Source organism: Winogradskyella aquimaris (assembly GCF_042676105.1).
Classification (GTDB): domain Bacteria; phylum Bacteroidota; class Bacteroidia; order Flavobacteriales; family Flavobacteriaceae; genus Winogradskyella; species Winogradskyella aquimaris.
In genome coordinates, this window is the sequence record NZ_JBHTJQ010000016.1 from 873997 (window position 1) to 889619 (window position 15623).

Genomic DNA, 15623 nt, shown 5'->3' on the forward strand with positions numbered 1-15623 from the left:
AAGTTAAAATTCATATGTAATGAACGCTCTTAAATATATAGAACTCGATTATTTTGAATTGTGCAATGGGAAGAGGTTGAACCTAAGATTGTCCTATCAAAATTTTGGACAACCTATAGATGAAAGCCCTATTGTTTTGATTAATCACGCCTTAACTGGTAATTCTTGTGTTGCTGGAAAACAAGGTTGGTGGAATGATATTGTGGGTAAAGGCAAGGTTATAGATACAGATGTTTATGCTGTATTGGCCTTTAATTGCCCAGGGAATGGTTATGGTGGAATTGAAGAATTATTTGTAGATGATTATAAGGATTTTACTGCTAAAGATATTGCTCGCATTTTTTCAGAGGGTTTAAATAGGTTACGTATACATAGCTTGTATGCAATTATAGGTGCTTCGGTTGGTGGAGGTGTTACTTGGGAGTTGGCTGCAATTAGACCAAACCTAGCTGAATATGTCGTGCCAATTGCTGCAGATTGGAAATCTACAGATTGGGTAATTGGCAATTGTTACATTCAAGATGAAATACTAAGCCATTCGTCTCAGCCACTTTTTGATGCAAGATTGCATGCAATGACCTTTTACAGAACACCAGAGTCGTTTGCTGCCAAATTCAAACGAGAAAAGCAAAGAAAGGATGCTTTTAAAATAGAAACATGGTTGGCCTATCATGGAGAAAAACTTGAAAACAGATTTCAGTTATCTGCCTATAAATTGATGAACCAAATTTTAAAAACTATTGATATTACAAAAGGAGGAGGGACTTTTATAGAGGTGGCGAGACAAATCACATCTCATATCCATATCATCACCATTAACTCTGATTTGTTATTTAAATCCGATGAAAACTGGAACACTTTTGTAGAGTTAAAATCGGTAAAGGAAGACGTCACCATTGGTGAACTAAAATCTCAGGATGGACATGATGCTTTTTTAATAGAACATCAGCAACTTACCAAATTATTAAGGCCAGTTTTCAGATTAAAACAAGAACATTATGACGACCATACATCTAGCTGTATTCGGAATTGGTAATGTAGGCTCTACATTAATCCATCAAATACAAAAGATTAAATCCGAACTTTTAAAATCTCAACACATCGCGATTAAAATTCCTGTGATTGCGAATTCTACGTTGGCTTTTTTTGCGAATGATAACGAAATGAACTGGAAATTGGATTTCGAAAAATTTTCAGAGCCTTATACTATTGAAGATGTCATCTATCATTTTGCAACTTTAAACGTAGAACATGCCATTGCTGTTGATGTAACTGCAAGTAACCATTTTATAGCCCATTATGAAACGTTGATTAAAAACGGATTTCACATCGTTGCTGCCAACAAGGTGGCGAATACCTTAGACTATAACTTTTACAAACGATTGCGGAACGTTTTAAAGGCAAACAACAAAGAGTTTCTTTATGAAACCAATGTTGGGGCTGGATTACCAATTATAGAGACTATTAAGGGCTTACTTCAATCTGGTGAGCAAATAACAAAAATAAAAGGAGTGTTTTCGGGGTCATTAAGTTATATATTCAATCAGTTCTCAGAAGGAGAATTGCCATTTCATCAGGTGTTAAATAATGCAGTTAATCAAGGGCTAACAGAACCAGATCCAAGAGATGATTTATCTGGAAAAGATGTGGCCCGAAAACTATTAATATTAGCTAGAGAGCTCGGTATCAATGTAGAATTGAGCGATGTGAAAATTCAACCATTGGTGCCAAAACATCTCAATGGTAGTGCAACATTGCAACAATTCAATGTGCAAACCCATCAGTTAAATGACGTATTTAGTGCACAAAAACTAAAACTCAAAAACGAATCTGTATTACGTTATGTGGGTTGGTTGGATACGGCTGGTAATACGCTCGAAGTAAAGCTGATTTCAGAACCTAAGGCATCTCCTTTAGGACAATTGAAAGGAACGGATAATTTGTTTGAAATTTATACGGAAACTTATAAAGAGCAGCCTTTGGTAATACAGGGTGCTGGTGCTGGTAAAGTAGTAACTGCGAGAGGAGTACTCTCGGATATCATAAAATTATCAAGGCATTTACAGAAGATTAATGTAGGCAAATTTGTTTAATGGTTTCATAACGTTTTATTTCCCTAAAACTAAGCTTGGTCGTTTATTTATTGTTCAAATTTGCGAAAAACCCAAATTCATGAAAAAGTATAAATTAGAACTCGGTTTTGTTTTAAAGCTACTATTATTAATGGTATTATCTTTGTTAGTAACTGTATTTTTTAATTAATTATTCTATTACTTTTGCCGGTAACCAATTAATTATGAAGTACTGGCTTACAGGTATTATAGTTTGCTCTGGGCTTTTATTGTTATCCCAGAACGATAATGCATCACATTCTTATTTAGATGTCAATTATTTCTCAGGAACTATTGCACTTCACAATAATGATATATTGCATCTTATTACAGGACATCCCGAAGGGATGATCTTAAGTTGGAATAAGAAAACCTTTGGTGAGGAAGCCTGGCAGCAACGTTTTAACTATCCAGATTATGGAGCGTCCTTTATTTATCAGGATTTAAAAAACGATGTGCTAGGTGAAAATTACGGACTCTACGCACATTATAATTTTTACTTTTTTAAGCGCCACTTAATGTTTAGGATTGGGCAAGGGATTGCATATAATACCAATCCTTATGATAAAGTCGAGAATCATAAAAACATAGCTTTTGGTTCTCATTTGTTGAGCTCTACTTACGTGATGCTTAATTATAAAAAAGAGCGTCTTTTCCATCGATTCGGATTACAGGGAGGCCTGTCTTTGGTGCATTACTCAAATGCTAATGTAAAAGCGCCCAACACTAGTGTTAACTCAATGACATTAAATTTAGGGGTAACCTATAGCTTGGATGAGGAAGAAGCCGAATATATAGATAATCTTACTGACGAAAGGTTTACAGAACGTATAAAGTACAATATCGCCTTTAGAAGTGGCATTAATCAGAGTGATATTATTGGTAGCGGACAATTTCCGTTTTATATTCTCTCTGCTTATGCAGACAAACGGTTGAGCCATGTCAATGCCATCCAATTTGGTGCCGACGTCTTTTTTTCCAATTTTTTAGAAGAACTCATCTATTATCAATCGGTCTCTTTTCCAGAGTTGGATGTTAGCGGAGACGAAGATTACAAACGAGTTGGATTGTTTGTTGGGCACGAATTGTTTATCAATAGAATGTCTATTGAATCACAAATTGGCTATTATGTGTATTATCCTTTTGATTTTGAAGGAAGAACGTATTTAAGGATTGGTTTAAAACGTTATTTTGGAAAGAAATTTTTTGGCGCCATCACTTTAAAGTCACATGGTGCAAAAGCCGAAGCGGTTGAATTTGGGATAGGAGTTAGATTATGAAAAGATTAATTTACATAGGGATTTTACTTGTGTTTGCTTGCAATAGCGAAGACGCTAATGATTGTTTTCAAACTTCAGGTAATATCATTCAGCAGGAGGTAGATATTGCTGGTTTTGAAAGAATTTTGGTAAACAGGGATATAGAGTTAATCATCACTGAAGCACCAGAATACAAAGTCACTGTTGAAACTGGAGAAAATTTAGTCAACGATGTAAGGGTTGAGGTCATTGGTAATAGATTAGTACTTACCGATGATAACACATGTAACTATGTTAGGGACTATGGCATTACAAAAATTTATGTCGAAGCGCCAAATCTTATAGAAATAAGAACTTCTTCGCAGTATGAGGTGTCATCTAATGGTGTGTTAGCTTTTCAAGATTTGATCTTGATTTCTGAAGACTTTAACGAGAATGTAGATTTTACCGTTGGTGATTTTAGGCTGTCTCTAGATTCTGAAAATTTAGATATCATATCTAACAACATTTCATCGTATTACATTGATGGTGAAGTTGAAAATTTGTTTGTTGGGTTTTTCTCGGGTTCTGGACGTTTTGAAGGTGAAGATTTAATAACTCAACATGTAGAGGTTAATCACAGAGGTAGTAATGACATGATTGTAAATCCGCAATTGTCACTTACAGGCATCTTAAGAGGAACAGGAAATCTTATTTCCGTTAATGAGCCACCGCTTGTAGATATTGAGCGTGTTTATACTGGTCAGTTGTTTTTTGATTAGCACTTAATTTCTTCCCTTTGGGAAGGCTAAAATGGGCTTCTATTTATTAACTCGTTAATTCCCTAAACAAACTTTCTAAACTGGCATTCTTTTGATTCAATTGAAGAATTTTCAATTCGTTATCATGAGCAAAATCAAACACGTGAGAGCGCATATCCTCTTTGGTAGAAAAGGTAATTTCATAGATAAAGCCATCAGGATTTTTTACCGCGCTTACTTTTGGCAATCTTAGTAAAAAGGTGTCTTCTACACGATAATCAAACTCCACAATAATCACTTGCTCTTGTCCTTCTCTCAGATCTTTCAAATATTTATCGGCAACAACTTCACCTTTATTAATGATAATAACACGATCACACATCGCCTCGACCTCTTGCATAATATGTGTAGATAAAAAGACCGTTTTCTCCTTACCGATATTCCTGATAAGATTTCTGATATCTACCAATTGGTTTGGATCTAAACCTGTTGTAGGTTCATCTAAAATCAACACATCAGGATTGTGTAATAGGGCATTTGCTAGGCCAACTCGCTGCCTGTAACCTTTTGAGAGTTGTCCTATTTTTTTGTGGGCTTCTGGTGATAAACCAGTCAGCTCAATGACATCATCAATTCTATTTTTTGGTACGCCATAAACATTGGCATTAAAGTTTAGATATTCTCTAACATACAAGTCTGTATATAATGGATTGTGCTCAGGTAAGTAGCCTACACTTTTTTGCACATTCTTTTTGTCCTTGGCGACATCAAATCCATTTACCTTGGCATCACCTTCAGAAGCTCTGATGTAAGTCGTGAGGATTTTCATCATGGTAGATTTACCTGCACCGTTTGGGCCCAAAAAGCCTAAAATTTCAGCATCATTTACTTTAAACGAAACATCGTTTAGTGCTTTTTGATCTTTATATAATTTTGAAATGTTTTTGACTTCAATAGACATACTCTAGAATATTTGAGTAAAAATAAATAATATCTAACAGCGTACATGGTTTATTATAAAATCTTTAAAATTTTATCGCAACCTCAAAAAAGAACAAATGACAATTTTGATTTTTAAAAATATTAATTACATTAGCCAAACAAAATAATGATACAATCAACAAGAACATATTACAACTGGTTTTATTTCTTTTTTAACGAAAGAAACGAGGCTTAGTATGTTTTAGTTGTAAAATATAAGTTTAAAAAGTCTCGATTTATTCGAGACTTTTTTTGTTATGAGAAAACCAATAGCCATACAGGGAATAAGAGGGTCATTTCATCACGAAGTGGCTCAAAAGTATTTTAACAATGAAGCAGATGTCATAGAGTGTATGTCATTTGATACTGCTGTAGAAAGCCTTTTGAAAAAGAGTACGGATACTATAGTGATGGCATTGGAAAACTCTATAGCAGGCTCCATCATACCTAATTATGCATTAATAGATAATCATAATTTAAGTATTGTAGGTGAGTACTATCTAGATATTCAGCATAATTTACTGGCATTGGAAGGTAAGGGAATAGATACCATAAGAGAAGTGCATTCACACCCAATGGCCTTGCTACAATGCAAAACATTTTTTAAAGATTATCCGCAAATTAAGTTGGTAGAAGCTAAAGACACAGCAGATGTTGCCAAACAGATTGCAGAACATCAAATAGAAGGTATTGCAGCCATAGCGAGTAAAAGCGCGGCACGTTTGTACCAACTGAATATTTTGGCAGAGAGCATTCAAACCATAAAGCATAACGAAACACGTTTTGCCATTGTAATGCGAGAGAATGAAAATCTTGACAAAAAAGGAATAAATAAGGCGTCTCTAAAGTTTGAATTAGACCATAAACGTGGTAGCTTAGCAACCATACTTAATGTGATGAGTGATTGTAAACTGAACCTAACTAAGATACAATCCTTGCCAAAAATTAATACACCATGGAAGTATGCTTTTTTTGTAGACGTTACTTTTAATAATTACGAGGATTATGAAAAAGCACAAGCCATCATGGAGATTATGGCTCAGAATTTTAAAGTGTTAGGTGAATATAAAAATGCAAAAACATGATTGAAGTAGCCAACCGTTTAAAACAAGTCGAGGAATACTACTTTTCTAAAAAGTTAAGAGAGGTTGCTTTTTTGAAATCTCAGGGAAAGGACATTATTAATCTTGGAGTGGGCAGTCCAGATTTAGAACCACCTTTTAAGTCGACCATGATTCTAAAGGACAGCTTAGATGAAGAAGGAGCTAACAAATATCAGAGTTACCAAGGTCTGCCAGAACTAAGAGAAGAGATAGCTAATTTTTACAAAAAACGATACCAAGTTAATATAAGTGGTCAGACGGAAGTGTTGCCTCTTTTGGGAAGTAAAGAAGGTATTATGCATATCTCTATGTCTTTCTTAAATCCAGGAGATGAAGTTTTGATTCCAAATCCCGGATATCCAACCTATTCTGCAGTCACAAAATTATTGGAGGCAAAACCTGTTTTTTATGATTTAACTGAAGAGCATCATTGGTTGCCAGATTTTATTGCTTTAGAGCGCTTGGACTTAAGCAAGGTTAAAATTATGTGGATAAACTATCCGCATATGCCTACAGGAGCCAATGCACCAAACAAGTTTTATGATGAAGTGATAGCCTTTGGAAGGCGTCATAATATTTTAATCGTAAACGATAATCCATACAGCTTTGTTTTAAACAAAAAACCAATAAGCATCATGCGTTACAACTACGCAAAAGAGGTGTGTTTAGAATTAAATTCATTTAGTAAGACCTTTAATATGGCTGGTTGGCGCGTGGGTATGTTGGTTGGTAGATACGAACACCTCAGTGCTGTTTTAAAAGTAAAGAGTAATATGGATTCTGGCATGTTTTACGGTATTCAAAAAGGGGCTATTGAAGCCTTAAAATGCTCAGATATGTGGTTTGTAAGTTTAAATAGCGTTTACGAACAAAGACGTGAACTTATCTGGAAATTGGCAGAGGCTTTAAACTGTACTTATGATGAATATGCTACAGGCATGTTTGTTTGGGCAAAATTACCGCCACATTTAAAGTCTGAAGAGTTTACGGATTTAGTTTTAAAAGAGCATTCTATATTCATAACACCCGGAACAGTTTTTGGAAGTAATGGCGAAGGCTACGTGCGTTTTTCATTATGTTCTACAGAAGAAATAATAAAGCAAGCGATAGCGAGAATTTGAAAGGAATGAAGCATATTTTTGTCATAGGAATAGGGTTAATCGGTGGTAGTTTTGCCTTGGATATCAAAAGGCAATACCTAGATTGTGTTATCTATGGTGTAGATAAAAGTGAAGCACATTTAGATAAAGCAAAATCTCTTGGCATCATTGATAAAAAGGCAATGTTAGATGATTTAAACCAAGCCGATGTTGTTATTGTGGCTATTCCTGTAGATGCGACCTTAGAGGTTTTGCCAAAAGTATTAGATCTTGTTTCAGACGAAGCCATAGTGTTTGATGCAGGTTCTACAAAAGAAGAAATCTGTCTCAAGGTTAAAAATCACCCAAAGCGCAGAAACTTTATAGCAGCACACCCTATTGCTGGTACTGAGTTTTCTGGTCCTGAAGCAGCAGTTTGCGGACTGTTTAAAAACAAAACCAATATCATTTGTGAAGTCGAAGAAACAGCTTTTAAGCTTCAGGAAAAAGCATTGGAGCTGTTTACGGCTTTGGGCATGCGTATACGATACATGAACCCTAAAGCCCATGACAAACACATTGCTTATGTATCACATTTATCTCACATAAGCTCATTTATGTTGGGAAAAACGGTAATTGAGAAAGAAAAGAATGAGCGCGATATATTTGATATGGCAGGCAGTGGTTTTGCCAGTACAGTTAGACTCGCAAAAAGTTCACCAGCGATGTGGACTCCTATTTTTAAGCAAAATAAAACTAATGTTATAGAAACATTAGACGAGTATATAAACAACCTCAAACATTTTAAGAAATTAATGCAAGAGGATAATTTTGATGCGGTTTTTAAGGAAATGGAAACTACTAATCACATCAAGGATATATTAAATGGAATACAATAAAAATTTAGAAAAAGAAGAAAAATAGAAAAATGGAAAACAAAAAAGAGTTAAGGAACTGGTTAGATGCATTTAATTTGGAGCATCCATTAGTGATTGCAGGGCCTTGCAGTGCAGAAACAGAAGATCAAGTTTTAAAGATAGCACATCAATTAAAAGATAGTGATGCTACTGTTTTTAGAGCAGGTATATGGAAACCGAGGACTCGTCCAGGAAATTTTGAAGGTGTTGGTGCTTTGGGATTAAAATGGCTTCAAAAGGCAAAGGAAGAAACAGGTATGCTTATTACTACAGAAGTAGCTAATGCGAATCACGTTGAATTAGCCTTGAAGCACGATATCGATATCCTTTGGATTGGAGCACGTACAACGGTTAGCCCGTTTATAGTTCAAGATATTGCGGACGCTTTAAAGGGAACTGATAAACCTGTATTGATTAAAAACCCTGTGAATCCTGATTTATCATTATGGTTAGGTGCAGTAGAGCGTTTTCATACGGCAGATATAAAAAATTTAGGAGTCATCCACAGAGGGTTTTCAACCTATGAAAAAACGCGTTACAGAAATAATCCGGAATGGCAGATTGCGGTAGATTTACAAAACCGTTTTCCAGATCTACCTTTAATTTTAGACCCTTCGCATATTGCAGGACGTAGAGATATCATTTTCGATTTAAGTCAGACCGCATTAGATCTTAATTATGATGGCTTGATGATAGAAACACACCACGATCCCGATAATGCTTGGAGTGATGCCGCTCAACAAATTACTCCAGAAACCCTAATTAAATATACTGAAGATTTGCGTATTAGAAAAGAAGTGGGCGAAGCAGCAGAGTTTAAAAACAAAATAAATACACTAAGAACCAAAATTGATGTCATAGATCATCAGCTAATCGAAATTTTGGGTAAGCGCATGCAAGTTGCTGATGATATCGGTGCCTTAAAAAAGAAATATAATGTTGCAGTGCTTCAAAATAAGCGTTGGAATGAAATTTTGGGTAAAATGATTCTTGAAGGTGAGGAGAAGAATTTAAGTGAAGAATTTATACTGAGAATGTTTAAAGCTATTCATCAAGAATCAATTAACCATCAAGAAGAGATAATTAATCGCTAAATCTATATCAAAAAGGCTCACAATTGTGAGCCTTTTTGATATAATACTGAAATTATAAGTTTCTTTTAAAGATATATCTGGTTACAAAAATACCTTGCCCATCATCTTTTCCAGCATCACTTTCAGAAGAGCTAGCTACAAAAACAAGTTCCCAGCCTTCGCTACCCATTGCAGTTAATTTAGAAGCAACAAGGGCATCGTTAGCCACAATGTTTTGGAAACGAATTCCACCTAAATTATAAAAGTTAAGGAGTTTGGTTTCCTCAAAATCTTTAACACGAATATCTTTTCGTTTCGATTTGTTTCTTGTTTTGTCTTCTTCGGTTTGTTCGGAGGTGAATTCAGAATAATCTCTATCAACATTAGAAGATATAAGTCTAGAACGTCCCAATCCATTAGGAACAATAGATTCTACACTGGTAATTACTTTGTACTCAACTTGGTTTGTTGGTTTTTCGTCTTTTGTGTTTTCTTTATTAATGAAAGAAAACGAAATAAAGCCTACAATAATGGCTAATGCTAGTAAGAAATTTTTTTTCATTGTGTTAAGTTTTGATTATCTATAAAAGTAAAGACTTTTCTAATGAAAAGTTGTTACTTTGTTATTATTTAATTGTTGAATGACAGGAACAGTTTATAAATCTACTGGAAGTTGGTATACCGTTAAAACAATGAACGGTAAATTCTATGAGTGCAGAATTAAGGGCAGATTTAGACTTGAAGGCATTAAAAGTACAAACCCAATAGCCGTTGGTGATAAAGTACAGTTTGAGCTTGAAACGAAGAACAATACAGAAACTGGTGTCATTCATCGTATCGAGGAACGTATTAACTATATAGTACGTAAATCTGTAAATCTTTCTAAGCAAACCCATATAATTGCTGCTAATATTGATCAGGTGTTTTTATTGATAACCATAGATAATCCACCTACTTTTACAAGTTTTATTGATCGATTTCTAGTAACAGCCGAAGCGTATTCTGTTAAACCTATTCTATTATTCAACAAAATAGATACTTATGATGACGAAAAGTTACACGAAGTTAAATATCTAGAAAGTATCTACAGGTCAATTGGGTATGAGTGTATTGAAATATCTGCAGCTACAGGATATCATATTGACAAGGTAAAAGCAATGATGGAGGGTAAAGTGAGTATGTTTTCCGGGCATTCTGGTGTTGGAAAATCTACATTGGTTAATGCTATAGAACCGTCTTTAGAGCTTAAAACTAAAGAAATATCCGAGCAACATATGCAGGGTCAGCATACGACCACCTTTGCCGAAATGTTTGATTTAAGTTTTGATGCTAAAATCATAGATACACCCGGAATAAAGGGTTTTGGAGTGGTGGATATGGAAAAGGAAGAAGTAGGAGATTACTTCCCAGAATTTTTTGCATTAAAGCAAGACTGTAAATTCAATAATTGTCTGCATTTAAAAGAACCAAAATGTGCGGTTAAGGAAGCTCTAGAAAATGATGAGGTGTCTTATTCTAGGTATCGAAGTTATCTTCAGATTTTAGAAGGTGAAGAGGAAACCTACAGAACTGATAATTGGGATAAGGAATGAAAATAGTCATACAACGCGTCAAAGAATCTTCAGTAGTTATTAACAACAACGCAGTAGCATCGATAGGAAAAGGTCTTTTGGTATTGTTGGGAATTGTAAACGAAGATACACAAGAAGATATAGATTGGTTATGCAACAAAATTGTAAATCTTCGCATTTTTCCTGATGAAAATGACATCATGAATAAATCCTTGTTAGATATTGATGGAGAGGTCATAGTTGTTAGTCAGTTTACCTTGCATGCAAATACCAAAAAAGGAAATAGACCTAGTTATATTCAGGCCGCTAAACCAGATATAGCGATTCCATTATATCAGAATTTCGTAAAAACATTACAAGATAGTTTAGGTAAGGCAATTCAAACAGGTGAGTTTGGTGCAGATATGAAGGTGCATTTGGTAAACGATGGTCCGGTTACTATAATCATAGATTCCAAAAACAGAGAATAGCCTGTACATACATTTTAACGAATATTACATTGATGTAAGGAAATTAATACAGAAAATGTTTGATACGCTGATAGAACTCTTTATATTGTGCAGCCAAACTAAATCAATTATTATCCTACATGAATTATCTTACCTCAGCGATTGTTCTTTTATTCACTATTGCTGCCTTTTCACAATCAAAAGAGTTATACAAATCGAGTTCTATTCCAACTGAATTAAAAGTTAAAGCAAATGCAGTCGTCAGGTATTATTCGGTAGATGTGTCTATTGAAGAAGAAGACGAAGTGCATATTGTTGAAAAGCGAATTGTAACCGTTTTAAATGAAAATGGAATATCCGCTATACAAGCTGGCCAAGGCTATGATAACTATAGAGAGATTGAAGAAATTTTAGCTAAAGTTTATGATGCAAACGGTAATGAAATAGAGAAATTTAAAAAGAGAGATTTCGCAGATCATAGTGCTGTTGATGGTGGAACCTTATATTCGGATTCTAGGGTTATGTTTATGGGCTATTCGTCTCCTACTTATCCTTATACCGTTGAGTTTTATTGCAAAACAATCACATCAAATACTGCTGCTATACCAACTTGGAGACCCATACCAACCTATTATGTGAGTGTAGAAAATGCAACTTACACGTTTCAAGATAAAGTAGGCTTGGGTTTGAGATATAAGGAAAAATACTTCAAAGGATATAATTTAAAAGGTTCTAATACTGAGAATACTTTAGACTATAGTATACAAAATGTAAAGCCAGTCTTATATGAAGATTTTGGTCCTTCATTTTCAAAAATAACACCACAGCTCATGGTTGCGGTTGAAAATTTTCAATTTTATGGTGTTAAGGGGAAGGCCAAAAATTGGGAGGAGTTTGGGGCTTGGATTAATGATGCCTTGTTGAGAGATAGGCAAGCCGTTTCAGAAAAAACGAAGCAAGAGATCAAAAATTTGACATCTGGCATAGATGACCCTGTTGAAAAAGCAAAAAAAGTGTTCGAATTTGTTCAAGAGAATACAAGATATATAAGTGTTCAGGTTGGTATTGGTGGTGTACAACCCATACCCGCTATGGAAGTCGATGAACTAAAGTATGGTGACTGTAAAGGTCTTACAAATTATGCGCAGTCATTACTTGAAATTGCTGGTGTACCGTCCTACTACTGTATCGTTGAAGCTGGAAGGGATATCGTAGACTTAGAGGATGATTTTGCATCTTTAGAGCAGGGAAATCATATTATCCTGGCTATCCCAGAGAAGAATAATGAAGAATTAATGTGGGTAGATTGTACAAGTCAATTATATCCGTTTAACTTTATTGGAGACTTCACGGATAATAGGAATGTCTTGGTTGTAAAACCCGATAAAAGCGAAATCATTAGAACAAAGGTTTATGTAGACAGCTTGAACACGCAAAATACAATGGCCAAAATTATTATTGATTCAAATGGTGGTCTAAAATCACAAATTGTTAGAAAAACTAAGGGTCTACAATATGACAATAGATTTGGTATTGAAAGACAGGATGATAGAGATGTTAAGCTTTTTTACAAAAGAAATTGGGATAATATAAATAATCTACAAATCCAAGATTACAGTTTTATCAATAATAAAAACATCGCTGAGTTTACTGAAAAATTAGATATCGTTACTGATAATTATATTACAGTGATTGGTGATAAGTTTTTATTGGTGCCAAATATGTTTAATATAAATACTTATGTGCCGAGTAGATACAGAAGTAGAAAACAATCTGTGCAAATTTCCAGGGGCTATTTAGATCAGGATGAATATAGCATTATAATACCGTCTAAATTTGAAGTAGAAGCGTTACCAGATAATGTATCTGTTAAGAACGATTTTGGTGAGTACTCTTTTCAAATAAAACAGGAGGGCAATACAATTACATATAAAAGGAAATTATTTATCAAAAGAGGTGAATACCCAAATTCAGCCTATAAGTCCTTCAGAGATTTTATGAAGGATATAAAAAAATGGGATAACTCAAAAATCGTATTAAAAGCAATTTAAAAATCATGACCAAAAACCTAATTTTAGTTTTTACTTTCAGCCTAGTATTTATTCAAAAATCCATAACTCAAGAAGTTAAGTTCGGAAAAGTATCTCAAGAAGAACTTAATGAAAAGTTTTATGAAAAGGACTCTTCCGCTAATGCAGCAATACTTTACAGAAATCAAAAAACATATTTTAGTTCTACAGTTTCTTCAGTAGAGTTGGTGACAGAAATTCATGAACGAATCAAAGTATATAATAAAGAAGGATTTGATAAAGCCACAGTAACTTTTAATTTATTTAAGAGTCGTGGAACAAAAAACAAGGTAAGTAAAATTAAAGCTTACACTTTCAATTTAGAGGGGAGCAAAATAAAGAAAACGGAGCTTGATAAGGATCAGATATTTAAAAGTGAATACAGCTATAATTACAATCAAGTTAAGTTTACAATGCCAAATGTTAAGGAAGGATCTGTATTGGATATATCCTATAAGATTACATCGCCTTTTTATTTCAATATAGAAGAGTTCAGGTTTCAGTACGATATTCCAATCAAGAAGATCGAAGCCGAACTGAGAACACCAGACGGCTATAATTTTAATACTAAAAATAAAGGCCATATTTCGTTTTATCCAGAGCGGTCTAGAAAAAGGGACGTTCGCATGAATATGACCGTAGATGTACTTAATTATACTTTAGAGGATGTGCCTGCTTTAAAGGATGAAAGTTACGTTAACAATATTAATAATTATAGAGCAGGCGTACTCTTTGAACTAACCTCTATATTGGTGCCAGGTCAAAGAACAAGATATTACTCAACCTCTTGGAAAGATGTTGCTCAAACCATTGGAAGTTCAGATGATTATAGAAATGAGTTAGATAAAACAAGGTCGTTTGATGATTCGTTGGATATCATAATCGCAGAACATCCAGATGCCAAAAATAAAATGAAGGCTATTTTTAAGTATCTCAAAGAACAAATTAGTTGGAATGGAATAGATGGCAAATACTTTCAAAAAGGAATAAAAAAGGCACTAAATGAGAAAAAGGGTAATGCAGGTGATATTAATCTAACACTTGTAGCTATGCTCAGATATGCCGGTATAGATGCCAATCCGGTAGTCATTAGTACAAAGGAAAATCTAGTGCCATATTTTCCAACGGTGGATAGGCTAAATTATGTAATCGCCTATGTAGTTTTAAATGACCAGGAATATTTTTTGGATGCTACCGACGAGTTTAGTGATATTAATTTATTACCGATAAAAGACTATAATTGGCAGGGGGTTTTAATTGACAATAATAACATGGTATGGAGAAAAGTTGGGATTAAAAATCCAGATCCTGGTATTACTCAGTACATGGTAAATGCAACAATAAATGAAGAAGGTGGGTTAGAAGGCAGTGTAATGTCAAGATATACAAACCATAGTGCATATAGTTTTAGAAAAGGCTTTAAAGATCAAGATTTAGATAATTACCTATCGACAAAAGAAGAACAACTTAACGATATTGAAATATCAAACTATAAAGTCAATAATGCAGATACCTATGAGGGATATGTTTCAGAGACCTATGAATTTTATAAAGAATCTTCAGCTGATATTTTAGATGGTAAAATCTATATAGAACCAAATCTATTTTTAAAAACCTTTGAAAATCCTTTTAAATTAGAACAAAGAGAGTTTCCAGTAGATTTTGGCTATCCTGTTAAAGAAAAACAGATTATTAATATTAATTTTCCGGAGGGATATGTTGCAGAATCTATCCCTGAGTCTTTAATTTTAAAACTACCAGAAGATCTAGGTGAATTTCTGTTTTCTCCTAAAATTGTGGGGAACAATATAAATTTAACAGTTTCTGTTGAATTAAATAAATCAATGATGGGACCAGAAACTTACCCTTATTTGAAAGAGTTTTTTAATCAAATGGTCAATAAGCAAAAAGAGCAAATTGTATTAGTAAAAGCAGAACCATGAACATAAAAAACGCACAAAAAGAAGTAGATAATTGGATCAAGGAGCATGGTGTAAGATACTTTAATGAACTTACCAATATGGCTCAACTGACGGAAGAGGTTGGTGAGGTTGCACGTATTATTGCTCGACGCTATGGTGAACAAAGTGAAAAGGAAAGTGATAAAAACAAGGATCTTGGTGAGGAACTGGCAGATGTAGTCTTTGTGGTCTTATGCTTAGCAAACCAAACAGGAATTGATTTGCAGGCCTCTTTTGATAAAAAGATGGATAAAAAGACTCAACGTGATCACGACAGACATCATAATAATGAAAAATTGAAGTAGTTTTG

Annotated in this window: 15 protein-coding genes; 13 read left to right on the top strand and 2 right to left on the bottom strand. The window is 34.2% G+C overall.

Features of this window, described 5'->3' with window-relative positions; all coding sequences use genetic code 11:
- Positions 1 to 19: 19 nt before the first annotated feature.
- From ACFQ1K_RS13945 to ACFQ1K_RS13960, 4 genes are all read left to right on the top strand, one after another.
- Positions 20 to 1036, top strand: coding sequence for an alpha/beta fold hydrolase (locus ACFQ1K_RS13945; RefSeq protein ID WP_320554140.1), 1017 nt, complete (start codon positions 20 to 22; stop codon positions 1034 to 1036).
- Positions 999 to 2093, top strand: coding sequence for an aspartate kinase (locus ACFQ1K_RS13950; protein WP_320554139.1), 1095 nt, complete (start codon positions 999 to 1001; stop codon positions 2091 to 2093). Before ACFQ1K_RS13945 ends, ACFQ1K_RS13950 begins: the two co-directional genes overlap by 38 nt.
- A gap of 203 nt (positions 2094 to 2296) precedes the next feature.
- Positions 2297 to 3391: an acyloxyacyl hydrolase gene (locus tag ACFQ1K_RS13955; RefSeq protein WP_320554138.1), complete on the top strand. Its 1095-nt coding sequence runs from the start codon at positions 2297 to 2299 to the stop codon at positions 3389 to 3391.
- Positions 3388 to 4131, top strand: coding sequence for a head GIN domain-containing protein (locus ACFQ1K_RS13960; RefSeq protein WP_320554137.1), 744 nt, complete (start codon positions 3388 to 3390; stop codon positions 4129 to 4131). Before ACFQ1K_RS13955 ends, ACFQ1K_RS13960 begins: the two co-directional genes overlap by 4 nt.
- A 46-nt stretch (positions 4132 to 4177) precedes the next feature.
- Here ACFQ1K_RS13960 and gldA read toward each other — a convergent pair whose 3' ends face one another.
- The gene (gldA, locus tag ACFQ1K_RS13965; RefSeq protein ID WP_320554136.1) at positions 4178 to 5071 is read right to left on the bottom strand and encodes a gliding motility-associated ABC transporter ATP-binding subunit GldA; all 894 of its coding nucleotides are present in this window, start codon (positions 5069 to 5071) and stop codon (positions 4178 to 4180) included.
- Positions 5072 to 5348: 277 nt separating this feature from the next.
- Here gldA and ACFQ1K_RS13970 point away from each other — a divergent pair, with 277 nt between their 5' ends.
- From ACFQ1K_RS13970 to ACFQ1K_RS13985, 4 genes are read left to right on the top strand one after another with little or no spacing between them, the layout of a single operon-like run.
- On the top strand, positions 5349 to 6176 hold the full coding sequence (locus ACFQ1K_RS13970) for a prephenate dehydratase (RefSeq protein WP_320554135.1): 828 nt from the start codon (positions 5349 to 5351) through the stop codon (positions 6174 to 6176).
- On the top strand, positions 6173 to 7315 hold the full coding sequence (locus ACFQ1K_RS13975; RefSeq protein ID WP_320554134.1) for a pyridoxal phosphate-dependent aminotransferase: 1143 nt from the start codon (positions 6173 to 6175) through the stop codon (positions 7313 to 7315). Before ACFQ1K_RS13970 ends, ACFQ1K_RS13975 begins: the two co-directional genes overlap by 4 nt.
- A gap of 5 nt (positions 7316 to 7320) precedes the next feature.
- A complete protein-coding gene (locus tag ACFQ1K_RS13980; protein ID WP_320554133.1) occupies positions 7321 to 8172 on the top strand; it encodes a prephenate dehydrogenase in 852 nt (283 codons plus the stop codon).
- A gap of 29 nt (positions 8173 to 8201) precedes the next feature.
- Positions 8202 to 9284 carry a bifunctional 3-deoxy-7-phosphoheptulonate synthase/chorismate mutase type II gene (locus ACFQ1K_RS13985; protein WP_320554132.1) on the top strand — a complete coding sequence of 361 codons (1083 nt, stop codon included), beginning with the start codon at positions 8202 to 8204 and terminating at the stop codon, positions 9282 to 9284.
- A 52-nt stretch (positions 9285 to 9336) separates the two neighbouring features.
- Here ACFQ1K_RS13985 and ACFQ1K_RS13990 read toward each other — a convergent pair whose 3' ends face one another.
- Positions 9337 to 9825 (bottom strand): hypothetical protein, encoded by a 489-nt coding sequence (locus ACFQ1K_RS13990; protein WP_243470930.1) that lies wholly within the window; start codon positions 9823 to 9825, stop codon positions 9337 to 9339.
- A gap of 79 nt (positions 9826 to 9904) precedes the next feature.
- On the opposite strand from ACFQ1K_RS13990, the gene rsgA reads away from it, so the two are divergent.
- The 5 genes from rsgA to ACFQ1K_RS14015 all read left to right on the top strand — a co-directional run bounded on the left by rsgA (position 9905) and on the right by ACFQ1K_RS14015 (position 15618).
- Positions 9905 to 10855, top strand: a complete 951-nt coding sequence (gene rsgA / locus ACFQ1K_RS13995; protein WP_320554131.1) for a ribosome small subunit-dependent GTPase A — start codon at positions 9905 to 9907, stop codon at positions 10853 to 10855.
- Complete coding sequence (gene dtd, locus ACFQ1K_RS14000) at positions 10852 to 11304, top strand: D-aminoacyl-tRNA deacylase (protein ID WP_320554130.1); 453 nt, start codon at positions 10852 to 10854, stop codon at positions 11302 to 11304. The genes rsgA and dtd overlap by 4 nt, the downstream gene beginning before the upstream one ends.
- 119 nt (positions 11305 to 11423) lie before the next feature.
- Positions 11424 to 13334 (top strand): DUF3857 domain-containing protein, encoded by a 1911-nt coding sequence (locus ACFQ1K_RS14005; protein WP_320554129.1) that lies wholly within the window; start codon positions 11424 to 11426, stop codon positions 13332 to 13334.
- A 5-nt stretch (positions 13335 to 13339) separates the two neighbouring features.
- The gene (locus ACFQ1K_RS14010) at positions 13340 to 15295 is read left to right on the top strand and encodes a transglutaminase domain-containing protein (RefSeq protein ID WP_320554128.1); all 1956 of its coding nucleotides are present in this window, start codon (positions 13340 to 13342) and stop codon (positions 15293 to 15295) included.
- Positions 15292 to 15618 carry a nucleotide pyrophosphohydrolase gene (locus ACFQ1K_RS14015; RefSeq protein ID WP_320554127.1) on the top strand — a complete coding sequence of 109 codons (327 nt, stop codon included), beginning with the start codon at positions 15292 to 15294 and terminating at the stop codon, positions 15616 to 15618. Before ACFQ1K_RS14010 ends, ACFQ1K_RS14015 begins: the two co-directional genes overlap by 4 nt.
- Positions 15619 to 15623 lie beyond the last annotated feature (5 nt).